General features: G+C 46.0%; 1 protein-coding gene. It reads left to right on the top strand.

From position 1 onward, the window contains the following. Positions 1 to 289: 289 nt before the first annotated feature. Positions 290 to 1,762, top strand: coding sequence for a DUF3370 domain-containing protein (locus tag QUA07_RS29790; protein ID WP_333332835.1), 1,473 nt, complete (start codon positions 290 to 292; stop codon positions 1,760 to 1,762). Positions 1,763 to 2,227: the final 465 nt, after the last annotated feature.

The raw sequence follows: 2,227 nt of genomic DNA, 5'->3' as shown, positions 1-2,227 counted from the left end.
TTGGTCAATCCTAAGCACTTTAAAAACTGGTTTACAAGCTGCTGTTACTGTACTTCATAAACCTGGAATCTGCTGTAGCAATCCTAAATCATTCAGATAAATTTGTAGGGGTAGTGCCCCCGTGCCTACCCTCTATCTATCGGGGCAACCACGGGGGGATTGCCCCTACAATAATTACTTCTCCAAAGTCCTAAATTGGGCCGCCCGAATTTCCACAAAAATTGACCTAAAATTCCCAAATCCCCAGAAAATATCAACCAACTTGTGGTAAAGTTTTGTGTCGGTTGCTATGTGGCAATCTCTGCAAGTTCAGTTAAACGCGCTCTCAGCAATGTTTTTGCCAATTTTCCCCCTAGCTCAAACAATCCCTGCACCTCCCGCCCAACAACAACTGATCATCGACCCAGAAGCCCCCGCACCCGAAAACGAACTGGATTTACCACAACCGCAGACAACGGCCCCGCTAAACACAGTCATGCAGCCCCAACAAGTGCGCGTTTTACCGGGAAAACTCGACAGCATCCCCGTTTTCAACAGCAACAGCCCCGAAGTTGTGCAAACCGAAGGCATTTTGCTCTCCACATTTCCGCAAGAAGCCAAACAAGTGCCTTCTGCACACTTAAACTTTCCCTTCAAAGGCCGATTTGACATCTTCGCCCACCACATCGCCAAAGCTAAAAATCGCGACCAAACTCGCACCTTATTTCAAGGAATAATTGTCCACAATCCTAACTCCGAACCTGTTACTTTAAATGTCTTGCAAGGAGCGACTTATTTAACTCGGCCGGATGCCTTGTTTGTCGATTTACCGTCGTATTTAGAAAATCGATTCGGCACTGTGTTTGCGGGGCCTGGAAGCCGCATCACGAGCGATGTGCTGCGGGGGTTCAGACAAGCCATTTTGCCGGCTGCGATCGAGATTCCGGCCAATGAGAGCCGAATGCTGATGAATTTGCCGATACCTGTGGGGAATGTCACGCCTTCTTCCAATGGTCGATCGACCTTGATGCGAATGTCGAGCAGCAATTCGGTTTATGTCGCTAGTTTAGCGATGTTTGCTCCTACAACTCCAGAAGGAGTAGAGCAATATCCCACATTAGAAGAGTGGGAAAATATTTTAAATACTAAAGGTTTAGCGGGGCCGAGAGATTTAGCACCAACTCCCAGAGGCGAAAATCCGGTGCAAAAAATTTATGGCCGCGTGGCAGGAGTAGCGGAAGGTTCCCAGTGGCAAGCTAAAATTACGGACAATTCGAGAACTGATTATTTAACGATTCCCAAGCGCGGCGAGTCATTTTCCTATGCTTTGAGCACAACGGACACGGGTACTTTTGGGACTGGCCAAGTTCAAAGCGCTAAAATGTTAGCTCGCTATCCCGATACTGCTTATTCTGCTCACGGTAATTACGGCATTCAATACAACTTAACTTTTCCGCTTTATAACAAATCTCGCGAGTCTCAATCTGTTAGCATTAAAATGCAAACACCTATTAAAGCAAATACAGAATCGGGGGGATTGATGTTTTATGATCCTCCTGAAAATCGGATATTTTTCCGAGGTACGGTGCGGGTGATGTTTAAGGATGATACGGGCAAGACTTTGACGCGCTACATTCACATTGTGCAGCGGCGGGGACAGCAGGGGGAACCTTTGGTGAATGTGAATATGAAGCCGGGGGAACGCCGTTTGGTGCAGGTGGATTTCTTGTATCCGCCGGATGCGACGCCGCCGCAAGTTTTGACTGTGCGATCGAGTAATTAGTTGGTGATTGACTGTATATTTACACTGTCCGAAACGTGGCTGAATTTCTCACAACAAAAAGTACGATCGCTACTCGACGGGTTCGCCCTTAATATACAAAGATTCGAGAAACTTAACGGCTTCATCAAGCACAGCTTCCGGTAATATCATGTCCGGGAACACGCCCATAGTAAAATGAATAAGTATGCCTTCAGTCGCCAGCATCCACGCTCTCCCATGCCAAAACGTATTAGTATAGAGCCACATCTATCATTGACCGAGTTAGAACAGCGCTACCGTCAGGCAAAAGATGCTGTGGAGAGAAGCCATTATCAAATTATTTGGTTATTAGCATCTGGTAGAAGTAGCCGAGAGGTTTCACAAATAACTGCTTACAGTCTCAGTTGGATTTATAGTAATTTCAAATAAATGTGAGACAAATGCAAGATGATGTAAAATTAAGAAAAATTGTTAACTCGGAGCCGA

The organism is Microcoleus sp. T3_A4 (assembly GCF_036700465.1).
In the GTDB taxonomy this organism is placed as follows: Bacteria; Cyanobacteriota; Cyanobacteriia; order Cyanobacteriales; family Microcoleaceae; genus Microcoleus.
The sequence above is the reverse complement of the archived record's forward strand: the minus strand, read 5'-3'. Positions and strand labels throughout refer to the sequence as shown.